Genomic DNA, 1,838 nt, shown 5'->3' on the forward strand with positions numbered 1-1,838 from the left:
TCACAACAAGAAAAACAACAACTAATATTTAAATCTTTTCACAAACACAACAGAAAACACAAAAAGAATCAAAGAAAAATAAAAAAAACTAAAAAATATGTCAAAGAGCTAACAAATTGACAGTCCCTGCATTGCTGTCAAGCTAAGGTTTTTAATTTTTTTAAAAACTATCTTGTATGTTTGATTTGCATTTTTTATGATAAAAATTCTTTTTATCTCTTTCTTCGTTTGTTGGTGCTTTAATTTTCGTGTAAACCAAATCTTTTTTGGTCATATCAATTATCTTCTTTAACTATTATTTGTATTTCTTCTTAGTTGTCTGTTAGTAGTCTGGGCAGTTTTTCTTTTATGTTTCCAATCAATGTGTTGATGTTGGTTTTGTATACGTAAAGCTATTAAAAACCATTTGCTTGACAGCAATGGTATAATCATTTAGCAAAAACTATAATTACTATTTTTTTTTGAGTGTATGTGTGTAATAGTTAATTATTAATATTTTTGATGGTTATCTGAGTAAATAGTTTATTAATGTATCAATAATAAAACTTTTGAAAAAAGAAATGGTAATAGAGGATATATTTTTGACCCTCTATTTTTTAATTTTTACTGATCCTGTGATGGTATTTTTTACGTAGGTTATTTTTACTGGGTATGTTTTGCCTATTTTGAGTTTTTTTATTACATTCTTTTTGATGGTTATTTTAGCTATGCCTTTTTTGTTGGTTTTGGTGGTGTAGGTTTTATCTTTAAATTTGAATGTTATTTTTTTGTTTTTAAGTGCTTTTTTGTTGGATTTTTTTAGTGTTGCTTTTAGTGTTATTTTTTTAGCAGTTTTTTTGATTGTTGTTGTTTTTTTTGTTTTTAGTATTTGTTTTATGGTTATTTTGTTTTTTACTGTTTGATTTTTGTAGGTTGCTGTTATGTAGTATGTTTTTGGTGTTAGTGTTATTTTTAATGTTGCGTATCCATTTTTGTCTGTTTTTATATTGTATGTTTTTTTGTTTATTGTAAATTTAATGATTTCTCCGGCACTTGCAATTTTGCCATTATCACCAATAATGCGGATTTTGTAGTTAATTCCGGATAAATAATCTCCTATTAGGTTTTTGTTGTTGTTTATTCTGGAGATGATTTTTAAAGTTTTTGTTTGTTTTTCTAAGTTGGCTGGGTTTATAATTAGTATGTTGTATGTTCCAATGGCTATTTTTTTGTTTAATTTAGCAACACCTTTTGCATCAGTTGTAAGTGAATATTTTTTACCTCCAATTTTTAATGTTATGTGGGTATTGGCTAGTGGTGTTCCGTCAACATTTAGTAAGGTTGTTTGGTAGTCTAGTCCACTATTGTAGCCTCTAATCATGTTAGGTGCGTGGATTGTGGATTTTATTGTTATGCTTGCATTGATTTGTTTATTATTGGCGTTAATGATTGCGGAATATTTTCCAATATTTAAATCAAGTTTTATGCTTGCAATGCCTTTGTTGTTGGTTTTTGCAGTATAATTTTTGCCATTTATTTTTATTTGTACATTTTGGCCTGCAATTGCATTTTCTTCACTATCTTTTATAAAGATTTGTAGTTTTTCAGAGCCTTTGTAGTATTTTTCAACATCTGGTGCTGTAATATTAATTCCAAGTACTTTAATATTCACTGTTGTATTGGTTGGTAAGTATTTATTATCTCCTGAATAAGTTATTTTAGCTATGTATTTTCCTTGTGCTAAGTTAGGGATGATTACGATAGCTTTATTATTAATAATTTCTACCGGGTAAGTTTTGTTATTTAAAACTACATTTATAATGCCTGTTAGGTCTTTTGGTAGGTTGATTTCTACTTTT

At 27.2% G+C, this 1,838-nt stretch carries 1 protein-coding gene; it reads right to left on the bottom strand.

Annotation, left to right across the window (positions count from 1 at the left end; genetic code table 11):
* Positions 1–589 precede the first annotated feature (589 nt).
* Positions 590–1,838 (bottom strand): hypothetical protein (locus MBORA_RS10905; protein WP_169805477.1); only part of this gene is annotated, 1,249 nt, incomplete at its 5' end.

The sequence above is a fragment of the Methanobrevibacter oralis genome (assembly GCF_001639275.1).
In the GTDB taxonomy this organism is placed as follows: domain Archaea; phylum Methanobacteriota; class Methanobacteria; order Methanobacteriales; family Methanobacteriaceae; genus Methanocatella; species Methanocatella oralis.